Source organism: Synechocystis sp. IPPAS B-1465 (assembly GCF_003015225.1).
In the GTDB taxonomy this organism is placed as follows: Bacteria; Cyanobacteriota; Cyanobacteriia; order Cyanobacteriales; family Microcystaceae; genus Synechocystis.
Genome location: NZ_CP028097.1, coordinates 41,407 through 56,392 on the forward strand (window position 1 = coordinate 41,407; position 14,986 = coordinate 56,392).

14 protein-coding genes are annotated in these 14,986 nt (G+C 45.8%); 7 read left to right on the plus strand and 7 right to left on the minus strand.

Annotation, left to right across the window (positions count from 1 at the left end):
• Positions 1-12: 12 nt before the first annotated feature.
• Positions 13-234, minus strand: coding sequence for an AbrB/MazE/SpoVT family DNA-binding domain-containing protein (locus tag C7I86_RS16945; protein WP_011153717.1), 222 nt, complete (start codon positions 232-234; stop codon positions 13-15).
• A 204-nt stretch (positions 235-438) separates the two neighbouring features.
• On the opposite strand from C7I86_RS16945, the gene C7I86_RS16950 reads away from it, so the two are divergent.
• Positions 439-1,086: a recombinase family protein gene (locus C7I86_RS16950; protein ID WP_011153718.1), complete on the plus strand. Its 648-nt coding sequence runs from the start codon at positions 439-441 to the stop codon at positions 1,084-1,086.
• Positions 1,087-1,646: 560 nt separating this feature from the next.
• Here C7I86_RS16950 and C7I86_RS16955 read toward each other — a convergent pair.
• From C7I86_RS16955 to C7I86_RS16970, 3 genes are all read right to left on the minus strand, one after another.
• Positions 1,647-2,240, minus strand: coding sequence for a hypothetical protein (locus C7I86_RS16955; RefSeq protein ID WP_011153719.1), 594 nt, complete (start codon positions 2,238-2,240; stop codon positions 1,647-1,649).
• A gap of 602 nt (positions 2,241-2,842) precedes the next feature.
• On the minus strand, positions 2,843-3,013 hold the full coding sequence (locus tag C7I86_RS18815) for a hypothetical protein (RefSeq protein ID WP_158299054.1): 171 nt from the start codon (positions 3,011-3,013) through the stop codon (positions 2,843-2,845).
• Between the two features lie 357 nt (positions 3,014-3,370).
• Positions 3,371-3,613 (minus strand): Rho termination factor N-terminal domain-containing protein, encoded by a 243-nt coding sequence (locus tag C7I86_RS16970; RefSeq protein ID WP_011153722.1) that lies wholly within the window; start codon positions 3,611-3,613, stop codon positions 3,371-3,373.
• Between the two features lie 104 nt (positions 3,614-3,717).
• Here C7I86_RS16970 and C7I86_RS16975 point away from each other — a divergent pair, with 104 nt between their 5' ends.
• Positions 3,718-4,224 (plus strand): helix-turn-helix domain-containing protein, encoded by a 507-nt coding sequence (locus tag C7I86_RS16975; protein WP_223211242.1) that lies wholly within the window; start codon positions 3,718-3,720, stop codon positions 4,222-4,224.
• A gap of 81 nt (positions 4,225-4,305) precedes the next feature.
• Here C7I86_RS16975 and C7I86_RS16980 read toward each other — a convergent pair whose 3' ends face one another.
• Positions 4,306-4,773 (minus strand): hypothetical protein, encoded by a 468-nt coding sequence (locus C7I86_RS16980; RefSeq protein ID WP_234376118.1) that lies wholly within the window; start codon positions 4,771-4,773, stop codon positions 4,306-4,308.
• A 1,370-nt stretch (positions 4,774-6,143) separates the two neighbouring features.
• Between C7I86_RS16980 and C7I86_RS16990 the strand changes: the two genes are divergently transcribed.
• The 5 genes from C7I86_RS16990 (at position 6,144) to csx2 (ending at position 11,399) form a co-directional block, all read left to right on the plus strand.
• A complete protein-coding gene (locus tag C7I86_RS16990) occupies positions 6,144-6,836 on the plus strand; it encodes an HNH endonuclease (protein WP_223211244.1) in 693 nt (230 codons plus the stop codon).
• Between the two features lie 188 nt (positions 6,837-7,024).
• Positions 7,025-7,327, plus strand: coding sequence for an HNH endonuclease (locus tag C7I86_RS16995; protein ID WP_011153727.1), 303 nt, complete (start codon positions 7,025-7,027; stop codon positions 7,325-7,327).
• A 56-nt stretch (positions 7,328-7,383) separates the two neighbouring features.
• A complete protein-coding gene (locus C7I86_RS17000) occupies positions 7,384-8,028 on the plus strand; it encodes a MerR family transcriptional regulator (protein WP_011153728.1) in 645 nt (214 codons plus the stop codon).
• Positions 8,025-9,791, plus strand: a complete 1,767-nt coding sequence (locus tag C7I86_RS17005; RefSeq protein WP_011153729.1) for a macro domain-containing protein — start codon at positions 8,025-8,027, stop codon at positions 9,789-9,791. Before C7I86_RS17000 ends, C7I86_RS17005 begins: the two co-directional genes overlap by 4 nt.
• Before the next feature lie 339 nt (positions 9,792-10,130).
• Entirely contained in the window at positions 10,131-11,399 is a 1,269-nt protein-coding gene (gene csx2, locus C7I86_RS17010) for a TIGR02221 family CRISPR-associated protein (protein ID WP_011153730.1), read from the plus strand.
• Between the two features lie 75 nt (positions 11,400-11,474).
• Here csx2 and C7I86_RS17015 read toward each other — a convergent pair whose 3' ends face one another.
• Together C7I86_RS17015 and C7I86_RS17020 are read right to left on the minus strand one after the other, a co-directional pair.
• A complete protein-coding gene (locus C7I86_RS17015; RefSeq protein ID WP_011153731.1) occupies positions 11,475-12,590 on the minus strand; it encodes a hypothetical protein in 1,116 nt (371 codons plus the stop codon).
• Between the two features lie 8 nt (positions 12,591-12,598).
• Positions 12,599-14,986, minus strand: a complete 2,388-nt coding sequence (locus C7I86_RS17020) for a TIGR03986 family CRISPR-associated RAMP protein (RefSeq protein WP_011153732.1) — start codon at positions 14,984-14,986, stop codon at positions 12,599-12,601.

The following is a 14,986-nucleotide window of genomic DNA, read 5'->3' on the forward strand; positions in this document are numbered from 1 at the left end:
GTGGAGCTGTCTTCATGACTGACGCGCCCAATCCACGGCATTGTTAATGTCTTCCTCTATTATGTCCAGAAGAGCCAACTTAGCTCTGACCGCATCAGCCCGTTGGATCCTAACCGGGGTAAGAATAATCTGCCCACTCTGCACCGTGACCTCAAAGTATTCCGCCGCACCAATCTGTTGGGTAACCGACTTAGGTAAAGTGAGCTGATTCTTAGATGTCAACTTAGCAAGCATAACAGCCCCAGGAGGAAAGACAGAAAGAAAGGAATCCTTACTTTAGGATAAACAGTGGATGAGCTTGGAGTAAGAGCAAAGAAAACGACTGGTTTTTAAGCAGTGCCCCCGGCGATGGTTTCACCCCCCTAAGCGTGTAAGAAAAGTGGTCTACTATTCAAAGCAAGTTGGACCCCCCCGTTATAGCTTTTTAGGCTCATCACTATGCTCATTGGTTATATGAGGGTTTCCAAAACAGACGGAAGCCAGCACCTAGATTTGCAGAAAGACGCCCTACTAGCAGCCGGAGTAAAGGAAGACCGGATTTATCAAGATTGCGGTTCCGGTAGAAACTCTCAGCGTCCAGGATTAGAAGCAGGGCTCAAAGCACTGCAACCAGGTAACACCTTAGTAGTGTGGAAACTAGACCGGCTGGGGCGAAACCTCAAAGACCTCGTGATGATCGTCGAAGGGCTACGGCAAAGGGAAGTTGGCTTTAAGGTGCTAGCGGGAGCAGGGGCAGAAATCGATACCAGCACCGCCAATGGAAGACTATTCTTCGCCGTGTTCGCCGCCCTAGCGGAATACGAGGCAGAGTTAATCTCAGAACGGACCAGAGCAGGACTACAGGCAGCGAGGGCGAGGGGAAGGATGGGAGGTAGACCAAGGAAGATGGATAGGGTAATGCTCCAGATGTTAATGGAAGCGATGAAGAACCCAGAAGCCTGTGCCAAGGCAGTAGCCCAGAAGCTCAATATCAGCACCGCCACCCTCTACTCCTACGTCAATGGGGACGGCACCCCGAAAGAAGCCGGACTAAGGTTATTGAGAAAAGCCCATGGGGAACAGCAAGAATCAGAGGGACCCCGATAATCTCATTGTCTGCTCCCCTTCCCCCCGACTGCAAAGTAGGGATAGGGAAACATCGCCCTCTGCTCTGAAAGGGAGCATTAGCATTTCACAGGGTATGGGGGAATAGTGCCAGCATGATGAGATTACCCTGTGGAGTATATTCCTCTGCTCACCCCCTCAAGGCTCAATCTCGATGCGAGGGAAGAGAGCCCTCATCACCTTAGCAAAGGAACTAGTTCCTCTTAAGCTTCTGCGAAGCTTATTCTAGTGTAGTACAAACATGGAAACGGTGGTAATTTTAGTTACTTAGATCTAGTTGACAAAGAGCAGCCATTAACCCCCTAGGGGCAAAGAGAGAGTGGGTTATCCCAGGGAAGTGGATTGATAGTGGCGGGAGGGCTCAATACCCGAGCCTGCTTGCAGTGGTGGCGGGGTCAGTCGTTTGCCGTCAAAGGACCTAGTTACACTCCCAGCTCATAGCAATAGCTGCCGAACCCACCACCACCTCGACAGTCGAGAGAAAAGTGGGAGCGACGGAGCACTGTGGATTGGTGTCCCCGGGCAAGAAGCAGAACTAAGGACTATATTTCATGCCAGAGACACTCCTCTAACCATTTGGGTAGCTGCCAATTATCATTCCAGAGGATATTACGCTTCTGGCAGTGGCAGAGCAAGCCAAGCTTAGACCAATAGTCAATGAGCAGTCTTTGTCGGCGACGGGCCCCTGGGGAATCCTCTTCCCCGGCAGGAAAAGGGCAACCTGCGACGATCGCCCCCTGTCCCAACATCTGCAAGAACAGTGCCAAGGACTTGAGACCAATATTGCGACCGCGATATTGGGGCTCAACGTAAAAATCCTCAATGTAAATAATCTGTTGGGCGGAGGACACAACATTTTCGGGGAAGCATGAGCTCTGACCCTCTCCTAAAAAGTAGTCCGCAACGTTGCTAACACTATCGCTGAGCATATCAGCGTATGTCAGCAGCAGGTCGGGGGGAAAACTTAGGTTCAAGCGATAAGCATGGAGGAACCCCACCTCTCGAATAGTGAAGTCCTCATCCGGGATACTCAACTTAATCGGGGATTCAATACTAGTGATCATTAATGTGTCATAGGGGGAATAGTAGAGGGGGTGATTACGGAGGTAGAAAGTAGGCTCGAGGGTAATAAGCATAGGGAGCTTGGTGGTTGATATTGAATAGGGTCAGCGGGGGAAAGAGTAATAGGCTCCTACCCTGCCGAGGATTGAAGCAATGGCGCTAGCTAGATGGCAGTTTCTTAGTGGCGGTAGCCATGGTTGGCTCCTAGGGAGATGGGGGTGGTTTTTTGCTTCCCTCTCAGTTCCGTTACCAGGTCACGGGCAAAGCCAGCACAGTAAAGAAAAGGCTGATGAACGAGTAATCCATCGTCCGGTTCAAGGACCCTGTGCACTAGCAGCCGAAGTACCGTTGAGATACCCGCCGCCAGGGACTCGAGGTCCTGGAGGAGCTCAAAATGCTGGGGGGGGTTGGTCGAGATAGATAGATGGTTGCCCCCTCCGAACACCAGAGCTCCCTTATGGAAAAGGCAGAGGATAATGGTGTCGTTCCGGGTCTTGGCAACGGTATTGTCGAGATGCCAGGTCTCAGGATTAACCCAGCAGGGGATGGTAAAACAAAGGGTCAAGCTGTGGTTTCTTTTAGCTTGCAGTTCCTTGAGAATGTCCGGGGAGAAGATAGTGGTGGCGTATCTGCCGATAGTAAGAGCCTCACTGAGTTGGTGATAGCGTCCCTCCCACTAACTAAGGAAGATGAAGTGCTCATCCACAATGGGGAGCTGAAGGGAGGTGCCGCCCAGGGCATTCAGTGAAGATTCGTCCTCAAACGTTACTTCTCCGGGATTCTTAATGGAGGGAGTATGGGCTTCAAGGGCAGAAATGGTCATACCCATATCAACCATACTGGTCATTTTCTCTTCTCTGTTTTGGTTAATCACCGAGGGGACAGGGCTGTCTCCACCTCCCTTGCTTAAGTAAGGAGGAAGACTTAGGGACCCGCGTCTACAATGGATTGTCTGCCCGGATTTATTCACCTAGGACTGAGACTATCGGGGGTACCCTAGTCAATAGGGTCTTTAAAACTTGCACCAACTTTTTAGCAGCTATGGTTTTTGCTGTTGGGCAGAGAAGCAGTGGTCCTCTATCCTCTGCTGGGTAGGGGCTCCCTTGGACCTAGTGTAGTTTTGCTCGGGCAGTAGCAGGGCCACAGTGATCGTTGTTCTTCTTAGAGGGGGGAGCTACTGGAAAACAGGTCGGGAGCAGTGCTCCTACTCCGGGGAGGCTAGTAGATGCTGGAGGAGCTCTACTTTACGCATCGAACCATAGCCCCTAATTTTTGCCCTCCTCGCCCTTTGCTTGAGTTCTCTGATGGTCAATTGCTTTAAACAGAGGCTCTGCGCTCCTCTGCCTCCCTGGGGAGCTTTGCTTGAATGTGTTCGTTGGGCAGGAGCCATCAGTAGGATGACCACTGCTAGGTAGGCAAGGGTTACGGCGATCGTTTCTTCCAACATAGCTATTCTCCTCCTTGGTTATATAAAATTGATTGCCTGTGTATATACATTTGAAGAGGGGGCTTACTTTCCCTTGCTTCGGTCACATTCGCGGTTCTGCACCAATGGCTAATTCTGACTTCACCCTTGCTACCTTTCGCATCCAAGCCTCTCAGTGGGATTCTTTTAAGCAGTGGGCTAAGGATAGGGGTAATTCTGCTAGCGGTGAGCTGCAACATTTCATTGCCCGGGTAGTGCAGGGCGATTATGTGGATCCCCCCGCACTGCCTGAGGGGTTAACTACCCGTGCTGAGCTTGATGAGACGGTAGCAGCGTTGGAGGAGCGTTTAATGGCTGAGATAAAGTCCCTGCAGGTGCGTTTAGATAGGCATCAGTTACCAGATGGGGCGGGGCAGTCCACGGCTTCGCCAAAGGAGGAAAAATTAACCACTACCGAGTTAGCGGAGCTTCTGAAACGGGCAGGGATATGGAAAAGTAAAAGGACTCTGCAGGAATATGCCCAGGAGAATCGTTATCCCGACGACTTACCGTGGAGGGCTCACAAGTCCGGTGGGAAGTGGTACTGGTCTGAACTTCCAGCTAAGGGAGGGGCAGGTCTCCTCAGCCCCTGAACATGGACTCCTCGGTTAACTGCCGCGTTGTTTGGGGCAGTTCACTTCCTTTTCCTATGGGTTAAAGGTCGGCATAGGCGGTCAGAGCCTTTCTATACTGATCAGCTCCTCTTCACCCAGAATCTCAGTTAGATAATATGCCATAGCCTCCGTAAAAGTCATTAAACCTTGTAGTTCCGATTCAACCCAAGATTTTTGTTTAGCTGCGGGCAAATAGTTTAGAAAGACCTCAGCAAGTAGCTCTCCAATTAATTGGAAGTCTTCGTTAAGGTCAAGGTCCTTAATCATGACAACAATGACCTTAAGTTTAAGGGTGACATTGGGGGATAGCTCAGAGTAGTCGAAATTTTGGTGCGGCATTGCATTGTACCAATTAATGTATGTCTCTCTCTCCTCTCTGTTTTTGCTATCTACTGCGGAGAGGGGGTTGTGATAAGCCTTACCTTGATGGGGCAAAGGGAAAGGACTTAGGGACCCGTGTCCAGAATCTGCTCCCCCCACCGGATTTATTGACCTATGAGTCCTGTGAAAAAAGGGGCTCCACTGCATCGGGTCTTTAAAAATGCCAGCTAATTTTCTCCAGCTATGTTTTTGATGGCAGGTAAAGGGGTAACTAGAGCCCACGAACCTTCACCCCATCAGCAACTAAATCTCGGGGAGTAGCGGCAGGGAGTAAGCCGGGGCTTTGGCACCATCAACCTTCTTGGCAGGGTTTAGGGTAGTGCTAGCGGGGGAAGGTGAGCAATTGTTGTTACAGCTCCGCCTTTCGTGTCAAACCATAACCCTTAATTTTTGCCCTCCTTGTCCGTTGTTTCAGTTCCCGGATGTCAGAGGAGAGATGGTGCCTTCCAGACCCCGGTGGCAGCTTTTAGCTATCTTCTTGCGGTCGATGGGCATCAATGGAAAAGTAACCACTACTACGTAAGCGAGGGTTACTGTTAGTGGTCCTTCCAGCATCGCTTAATGTGCTCCTTGATAAAGTGCGGGACTGTTTTCGCAACATCCTTGGTTGCCCCCTGCCCAATTAATAAAGCTTCACTGTGGGTGAGGAGTCGAAGCCATGGAGGTACGGGAGGGAAACAAAACCGTATCGACTGTGCTGTAGAGGAGAGGCACCCTCTGCTGTACTCGAGGGATTACGGCTCCCTCCAGACCAGGGGCTTCTGGACAAAGGGAAGCCGCCCGCCTAATGACTAGCGCCCCCTCCAGTTCCTCTTCCAACGGCTGCACCAGCTCTGCAGGGGTAACACAGACTGGGAGCTTAAAAGGCGGGCGGAACTCTCCCCAGGCATTGATCAACAAAACAGTGCTTCCATTTATTTCCTTCCCACTTTTTAGCCGGAGTGCTGTTAATAGAAAGGATTCTTCCTGGACGTATATACCTCTAGAATTATTCAATATAAGCACCATCACTTCCCTAGAGTTTCTAAGCTTAAGGGCATGCTTAGGGGTAAGAAATGCCGGATTAAGACTTAGATCAGAGACAACCTCATTTTCTAACCATCAATAAAAATCGCCACCCTACCAAAGGAATAAGTGGAACAATTAGGGTAAACTATTGAAAATGGTAGCTATACTGAGTATTAGATTGACCCCTGGGAGTTGATCGCTAAAAACCTATCAGACCTAAGTAGAGCACTGCAGCCAAAATATAAATTACCAGAGGTAAAGGCGCGCGGGGCACTACAAACGTCCTAGGCAACATCAACTAGATAAAGATTGCTTCAGCCTCGTCTAGAGAAAGAGGAAGTCGACTCAAAGAGCCCGCAATCGTCAGCCCCGCTGGAGGAGAGTGCGCCCCCTGGGGGAGAACCTTCACAACTTATTTCTGATTTCTAAGAGGTATACAAAAGCGAGCTGAAGAATTTGTTTAACTTATTTTTACTGAGGCCACTGAAATGACAAGGACTCTGCCACCTGTGTTTAAAACCCAAGCTACCAACAGAAGAAAAAGAACTAGACATGGTTCAATGCAAGCTTTGCGTGAAAGTGTTGCTAAGGTAAAATCATTCGGATACCTTGATTTTACTTCTTGGAAAATCAATAAAGATGGCTATCTCTTCCTAACTCGTGGGAAGAGGTCAGAATTATTTAAACTGCTTGAAAATAGTGGATTTTTCGAGTTTCACGAAACCAATATAAGTCAGGATAGTGTTTATCAACATCAAGTTAGTAAATTCTTGGCCACGGGCTATGAGCTTTATGGTAGAGGTTACTACGCACGTAAAGGAGAGGTAGAAATCCATCACCTGGACGGAAATCAACAAAATAATGATCCTCGTAACCTACGATATGTTAGTCCAGGCTTGAATTATTTCATTGCGCGTTCCCTGAGGTTTCCTTACACAGGAAACCAGTCAAACCGGATTACAGAGAGTGCTGAAGAAGCAAGAAATATGCTCAGGTTAAGTTTAAAACGTACCCTCAACGTTCGAGGAAAAAGATTCAGTCAAGAGCAATTGGATTTTCTATTAAGCCTTAGACTAGAACAGGCGCGGAATATCTTAGATGAGTGGTATCTCGCAGGTAATAGCTACAATAATCTTATTAATAAAAGAGTTGAACAATTTTCACTGACTATGACTACAGAAGGCATCGTAGCGCAGCTCTAAATGTCGTAAAAGAGGATGAAAATTTCCTTAAGTTATTAATTCTTGTACTTCATCAGGATGGAGGCTTAAATGCTGGGTAACTGCTGGTAAATTTCTCACAACAAATAGACTGTATAGCATCTAGTTGGTGGACAGGCGTTAAGTCCCCTTATCAAGACTTTGACTTCAACAATTACTACGGATTCACGATGAAAGATGACCGTTATCCCTCCGAGTGGGCTCAGTTGGCTCTACAGAAAAAGCAATCTGTCAATTGGGCTTGTGAACGGTGTGGGGTGCAATGCCTCAAACCAGGGGAAGGGAAGGGTTTATCAACCGGCGATCGGTATCGGCTCAGGATGGCAGTTCACCACTGTGATTATGATCCAGGTAATAACTCCCCTAGTAATTTAAAGGCTCTTTGCTCCCCCTGTCATCTTTATTTTCACCGCAGGCAACGGGGGAATGTGATACCGGGGCAGTTGAGGTTGAAGTTTTCTTTCTTAATCTAATAATGACAATTAAAGTTGTCATTGACATTTTTGGATTGTGTGCTTAGGATAGTTCCATGAGCACATTGCAACAATTCAGCCAAGCCCCGAAACCTTGGTCCCTCGACGAATTTGTGGAAATAGTCAACGGATTATTGCCCCAATTTTTACCGGAGGAAAAGTCCCATACCAGGGTGCGGGAGGAGATGACTTCCCGGTTGGTAAGGCATTACACCGGCATGGGATTGTTGGATGAACCTCTTAAGGAGGGTCGAGAAGCCCGTTACCTCTACCGCCATCTTTTACAAGCCCTATTGGTGCGGCGTTTATTGGTGGAGGGTTACGGAGCTAGTGCCATCGACAATTTGGCCAAATCAAAAACCAATCAAGAACTAGAAGCCTTACTCCAGGGCGGGGTGGTACTAACCCTAACTCCTGCTAATCCAGCCCTTAATTTTCTCCAAGAAATTCAACAAAGGTCAGCTAAATCTGCCCCGGCTCCATCCCAGTCCAGGAAAGTTGGAAAAGCTGATGATTCTAATTTAGAAAAAACCGCATTACCAACCCCTTCTGTTTGGACAAGGTTAGTGATTTTGCCAGGTTTAGAAGTCCATGTCCGCAACGATTTTTTGTTACCCAGTACCCACCAAGAGCAAGAGAATCTTTGGCAAAGAATTTTACAAAGTCTTTCATCAATCAAGAAAAAAAGGTTTAATCAATGAATACGCCCCAAGTTAGTTTTATTCCCCTCAAAAATGCAGTTTGTTCCGAACGGGCAGTCACTCTAGATTTAATTATTCGGATTACTCCCCCTTCTCCACCGGCAATGGATCAGCCCCGACCAAGTTTAAACTTAGGGTTTGTGATTGATCGTTCTGGTTCTATGGAAGGCCATAACAAAATTACCTATGCCCGCCAAGCAGTGTGCTATGCCATTGACCAACTGTCCCCCGGCGATCACCTGAGTGTAACCATTTTTGATGACCAGGTACAAACCCTAATCCCTAGTACTTTAGTTAAGGATAAAGCCCAGTTCAAACGCTTAGTGCAGGGTATAAATCCTGGGGGCTGTACCGATTTACATGGCGGTTGGCTACAGGGAGGCATTCAAGTTAGTCAAAATTTGAGTGCTGAATTAAATCGCATCATTTTATTGTCCGATGGCTTAGCCAATCGAGGGGAAACTAACCCCGATATCATTGCCACCGATGTCCATGGTTTAGCCCAACGGGGAGCTAGTACTACGACCCTTGGTTTAGGGGATGACTACAACGAAGATTTGTTAGAAGCCATGGCCCGTAGTGGGGACGGTAATTATTACTACGTTGCCGATGCGGAACAATTACCGACTATTTTTGAGCGGGAATTGCAAGGTCTGGCCGCTACCTATGGCAATGGAGTTACTTTGACTGCCACTTCCCAGGCTGGCGTGCAGGTGTTGGATTTGTTGAATGATTTTGAGTTAGACAATCAAGGACGTTACCAACTACCTAATTTAATTTACGGTGACTCCATTGATGTGGTGGTACGGCTAAAAGTCCCAGCCATCAAAGAGGAACAAATCCTTGGTACGGTAACGTTGAGTTGGTTGGATGGGGAAAGGCAGAAACAGACCTTGATGGTGAATCTCCAACTGCCCGTATTGACCAAAGTAGAATTTGAAGCCCTACCGTCCAACCAAGAAGTGCAACAGCAGGTGGCTTTGATGATGTCCGCCCGGGCCAAAAAAGAAGCCATGGAACGGGTGGATCGGGGAGACTACGGGGGAGCCGGTCAGGTATTGCAGGAAGCCAGGGCAGAAATTGTCGGTGCTAATTTGCCCATGTCTGCCCCGGAAGCGGCGGCATTGGAGGATCTGGAACAAAAGTTAAATCAGCGAGAGTATAAGTCCTACCGAAAGATGGCCAGCGCTCAGAATTATCGGCGCAATTATCAACGTTCTGCTGGTCATTCCGATTTGCGCTATGCCTTCCAAAAGGGGCCTCGGTTGGGGGATATTACCAAGGAAAAAGCGGAAGCCATTGTTAATTCTACGGATCGTAATTTATCCAATAGTGGTGCTTTATCCAGAGCCATTCATCAAGCAGCAGGGCCAGAATTGTTGCAGGCTTGCCAGGATTTACAGGGATGTACGGTGGGAGGAGCCAAACTCACGCCTGGTTTTAATCTCCGGGCTAATTGGGTTATTCACACCGTTGCGCCTAAGTGGAAAGGAGGAAACCAAGGGGAAGAAGAATTACTGGTTAGTTGTTACCAAAACTGTTTGCAATTAGCGGTTTCCCAGAGCATTCGTAGTCTGGCTTTTCCGGCGATCGCCTGTGGGGCCATGGGTTTTCCCCCGGAAATAGCGGCCCGCATTGCGCTAGAAACCGTTAGTAATTTTCTCCTCTCCAACATGGCGATCGGCTCTGTGGCTTTTATTTGTGCTGATAAGGAAACTTTGCAGTATTACCAAGAGGCATTTCAACGGGTCGTCGCTTGGTAATACACGCCATGTTCTTACTAATCAATAGCCAAGTTACCATTAAGCGAACATAAACTTCTACAACCTAGGTAGACACCATATTACAACTAGAAATCAATTCTGAAATTAAAAACTTAAAAAGAGAAGAGGTAGGAATTTAATGATAGAAAATGGGATTGGAGACCCCAAGATCCTTAGCCAAAATTCCTAGGAGGAATACCAAGGACGAGAAAAGCTTGACCCGATTAAATCTTGCTCTTAATTATGTTGTATTTATAGCCATTTTTATGATCTAATTAATGTGCGATAATTAAATCTTTAGTTTACTGAAGAACTTCACTAATTGAATTTATTTATGACATGAAAATCATCTCTTTTCTCGGTTTTAATAACTATCAAACAACCACCTACGTCCATCCTACTAATCCTGAAATTACTTGTAAAACTAGGTTCTTTCAAGAAGCGTTGGTGGATTTTTATCGGCCGACAGAAATTTATGTGCTTTTAACCAAGACGGTTGCCACTGTTGCGCCCAGAGGAGCTGAGGTCACCAATTGGCAGGGGTTGCAAGATTGTCTTGCCGATAAAGTAACAATAAGGCCCATTGAGGACATTCCGGAAGGGAGTGCCCCAGAAGATTTATGGGATATTTTTGACTGTATTACTGACTGCTTAGACCATGGCGATCGAGTTATCTTTGACTTTACCCATGGTTATCGTTTTTTACCAGTGGTGGCCCTGCTGGCTATTTCCTATTTGCGGACAGTCCGGCAAGTGCAGGTGGAGGGGGTTTTATACGGTGCTTTTGACCCCAACTCCCAGGGAGAATCAAGTCCTACCTATGATCTTTTACCGATGCTGAGTCTTTTAGATTGGCTAGCGGCGACGGATCGCTTTGTTAATTTAGGAGATGGGTTGCCTTTGGCGCAGTTGCTCCAGACCGCTATTCCCGGTGCAGAAAGAAGGGATAATCCGGAAGTGCGTAATCCCGGTAGTCGTCTGGACCAAGCCGGGAAAGTCATTGCTGAAATTTCCCAGGCAATCGCCTTGGCAAGGCCGATGGAAACCCTGGAGCTAACGGTGCAATTGGAGGAAATTATCAACCGGGCCAGTGACAGTTTCGACCAACGGGCTAAACCTTTCAATTTGATTAAGGATCAACTGCTAGCGGAGTATGGGCAATTTGCCTTGCCGGAGTCGTGGGAACCGGAAAATTTACAACGCAATCTCTGGCTGCAGTTTCAGTTGATTAACTGGTATTTGCAACGGGGCCAAGCAGTGCAGGCTATGACCTTGGCCAGTGAGTGGCTGATCTCGGTGGTAGCTTTTCGTTTGGGAGCAAAGCAAATTCTAGACCACCGTAAGCAGATCAATTTCGCTCTCAATAACGGTGGCGCAGTTCAAAAAAAAAGAGAGCCAGTGGGGCCATCCAGCTTTGATGAGCAGTTCCAAGCCTTATCCCAATATCAATTTCTTAGTCAACTCTGGAATGACTTAACTGAAATTCGCAACGACCTTGCCCACTGTGGTATGAGAAAAGATCCCAAATCTGCCAAAAAGCTACAGGAGAAGGCAAACAAAATTTTTCCACAACTGGAAGAGATAGCCAATTCATTACTCAAGCAGTAATTCTGTAATTTTTAGCAGTTAGAAATAGTAAACTAGGGTCGTAGTCTTTCCTATTTTTAAATCTACGATCTCAATTTATAAATGCAGCCCCAATTTATCAATAATGAACACATTATCTTCAAAATGACCATAAATCCGCTTTGCATCTTTATCTGACCAAGCGTAACATTCGTGGGTGGGCTCAGGACTTAGTCGCCCTCGAAATAGACGACCCTCAAGAGAATGAAATCTTAAGGAGCGAGGATTATATTCACCATTAGACTCCAGACATCTTGTCAAATCATCTAGGCGTGCATTGATAATAGCTAATCGGTCTCTTGGCAAGCTCTGAATATCGATCACGAATTCTTCAGAATATTTTAATTTTGAAGTCAAAGGTGGCAGAAGTTGATTCTGATAATGTCCGCCAGAGAACTGCTGCCAAACTAGCTGCCCCCATTCAGATAAAGAAGCTCGACCATCAACTTGTTCTAATAGTGCTCCAGAAATATTTTGACATTCATTAGCAGGAATTTCATGTCCTAAAATAGCCAATCGTCTAAAAATATCTAAATTATTAGCAAGGTCATCTTCAGGTGATAACTTAATCGGTAGCTTAGGAATAGTTAATAACTGACCATCTGATTCAAAAATGTAAATACTTTCATCAGCATAAAACATTGCTAAGGCCTGCAGGAAGCCATTAACGCTTTTAAATCCTCCAGTAAGATTAAAAATTCTCTTCCAAGCTGGTTGGGGATATTGATTGTTTAATTCATAATCACACCAACGCACAATTTCGGACATGGCTAACCGAAAAGTTTCAATCTCTTTTGTAGAGAGATCTCTAATTATTGTTAAAAAAGCATTGCCCTGATGGGATTGAATCCAATCTGTAACCAGCGTTGCTGTTAAACCTCCGACATAGGTATCCGTGGCAATAAGATAGTAATGATCTGAAGTTGATATTTGACCTTTACTATAAGTTAAGATGCCATTGAGTTCAGCACTTAGTTTTTTAGCCCCTTCAATATCTTCTTCGTTAAGTTCTTGGCTCCGTTGTTGATAATGGCGATCAATTTGCGCTTTATCTTCAGATGAAATTTCAGCTTCCTTTAAATTGGAATTACGATTGATTAACTTCCGTAAGGAGTCATCAATTTGATTGGTGAGTAGGCTGGTGCCACAAGGGGAAACAATAACGTTAGGCATAATTTTTATTAACTAGGTTTGATTGGAAAACTCTGGGATTTTTCCAGCGCTGGCAAGGCTAATCGTCGACCTTTTTCATTGGCAACAAACCACTTAAAAGCTTCTCCATCTGGCTTGGGCTCAGGAGTAGAACGAGGATAATGGATAGATGCATTATCATGAAATCCTTGGAGACTCTGACCAGAAGCTTTGATGAAAGTAACCTGATCAAAACTACTGCTACCATACTCCTCTTTAACAGCCGTTTGAAAAGCATTAATCCACTGACTAATTAGAGTTGTAAAATCTGGTTGACTTGTTTCTAGTAAAGAGCCGTAATAATCACGCCATCCTGCCCCATTTCTTAGGTCTGTCTTGTCAGGGTCAATATCTAAACGAACACTACCAAAACCTAACGGTTTACCTCCTCCTAGACGGTGGAAATGCAAATCAGGTAAGGTTAACAACCACAATAGAGCACCTAACTCAACTTCCGAAAGATTAGTAACGTCAATTTCAAAAGTAAACTCGGTCAGTGGTTTTACCCAACCTTTTACAGAACGATTTTGATCATCTCTTTGTTCAAGACCATCCTTTTTAGGACGACGATATTCTTGGTAATGACCTTGGATAGCTTGTTGACTTCGGTCTTCCGTTGGATTACTCCAGTAGCCATTTGGTAACCCCTTGTGGTGAGGATAGACTTTGCGTCCTCGCAAGCCTTGTTCTGAATCACTATAGCCGTCGTCACGATCATAGCCATCTTCTAAAGGAATTCCTTTTCGATCATCGGCACAATAAAAACGAGCCTGTTCTGGTTTAGGTTGTCCCAAAATAGCAAGGGGAACAGAGAAATTTTGATTACCAAAATCATCAATGGCATCATCATGTTGGCAAGTTACGCTATGAATTCGTAATTGTCCTTTGTAGCAACCATTGCCCCGTTGATTGACCCAGCCAAATACGCGGTCTGCTGGGGATAGTTGCTTTTTATCCGTCGCAGGCTTTAGGGTTTCATCTAATAAGTCAACCGGCGCAATTTCATATAATCCCCGTGTGATCATTACAGGATAAAGATTGAGAATTTTGTACTGTCCATCTTCTTTCTTAACATGAGCATAACAAAGAGTCCCATCCGATAAATTCCGCTCTGATTCATCTGCAATAATTTGCCGTGACCAAACAGCCCCATTTACAGCGGAAGGGCCAGTATCACCTCTATCAACTTCCTTTTTGTGTATTTCCTGATAGCTTGTAATTAATTCTCGCCATTTTCGCCGTAAATCTCGAGATAGAGGTATTTCGATACTTTCTCGATCAATAATAAATACTCGTTCGTCATGTTTATTCCCAATATTTTTATTGGTTTTGTAAACAAATCCTTCAAATTGTTCAATGACTCCTGTTGAATGATGTTGACCGTAATTACGTCCTCGTTCAGGCCGATTACCTAAATTTTGATTGTGTCGTGCAATTTGTCTGACACGCCAATAGCAGAAGTTTCCTCTGGTATATCGCTCAGCCCAAAATCTGACATGATCACCATGCTCAGCCATCTGATAATCACGACTACCATCATAAGCAATACGATTTTGATAGTAAGGAAGCCATGCCGCATACATAGGATCATTGTTAGCTGGTCGGCCATTATTGCCTATCCTTGAGGTTCCTGGGTAAAGAACAATATTATCACCTTCAATGCGGGCAGGAACCATTTGCAATCCCATGGTGGCAGGCATTCGATAGGCCAAGCGAGAGTCATGATCTTCAAACACGGCTAAGCGGGAATTAGTGACCGCTTCATAGGCAGAGCGCAACATTCCCTTAATGGAAGTGGGAGGTAGATAGGGCTTGCCATCTTTGCCGATACGAACCGGATAGGTTTTATGGTTGTTATTTATCTCTTCTTTTGAAGCGTCAGGAATCAATAGAGGGGTAACGGTTGTTAGTTTGACGGCAATTCTGCCGCTGTATTTATCGCCATGGTAATAGCTATGACCAGCAGGAGCACAGTCGCCTAAATCTCCGGTTATGCCATCGCGGGGTAGGGCTGGGACAAAGTTGTAGGGGTTATGAAAGTTGCTAGCGTTAACATTTCTGGGTGTTTCAGTAATATTTCCAGAAGGAAGAACATAAGGTGCAATCTGTTCTGCGGCACCAACCCAAGCTTGACCTTTTTCTCGGATTTGTTTAATTTGATCGCCATCTTCCTCAAATTCAACTTTTTTATTTTTGAGAGTTGGTAGTGCTGTTTTAATGATTTCCACAAGTTCAGTAGAAAATTCTTCCTCAGCAACCTTAAAAGAATTTCGCTCAAAAAGTGTTATTTGAACATACTGTTGCCTTGTGTTGATAAAACTAAGTTGTAATTTGAGGTTTTTAGCACTGCCAACAACGCCCAATGTTCCGACTGTCAT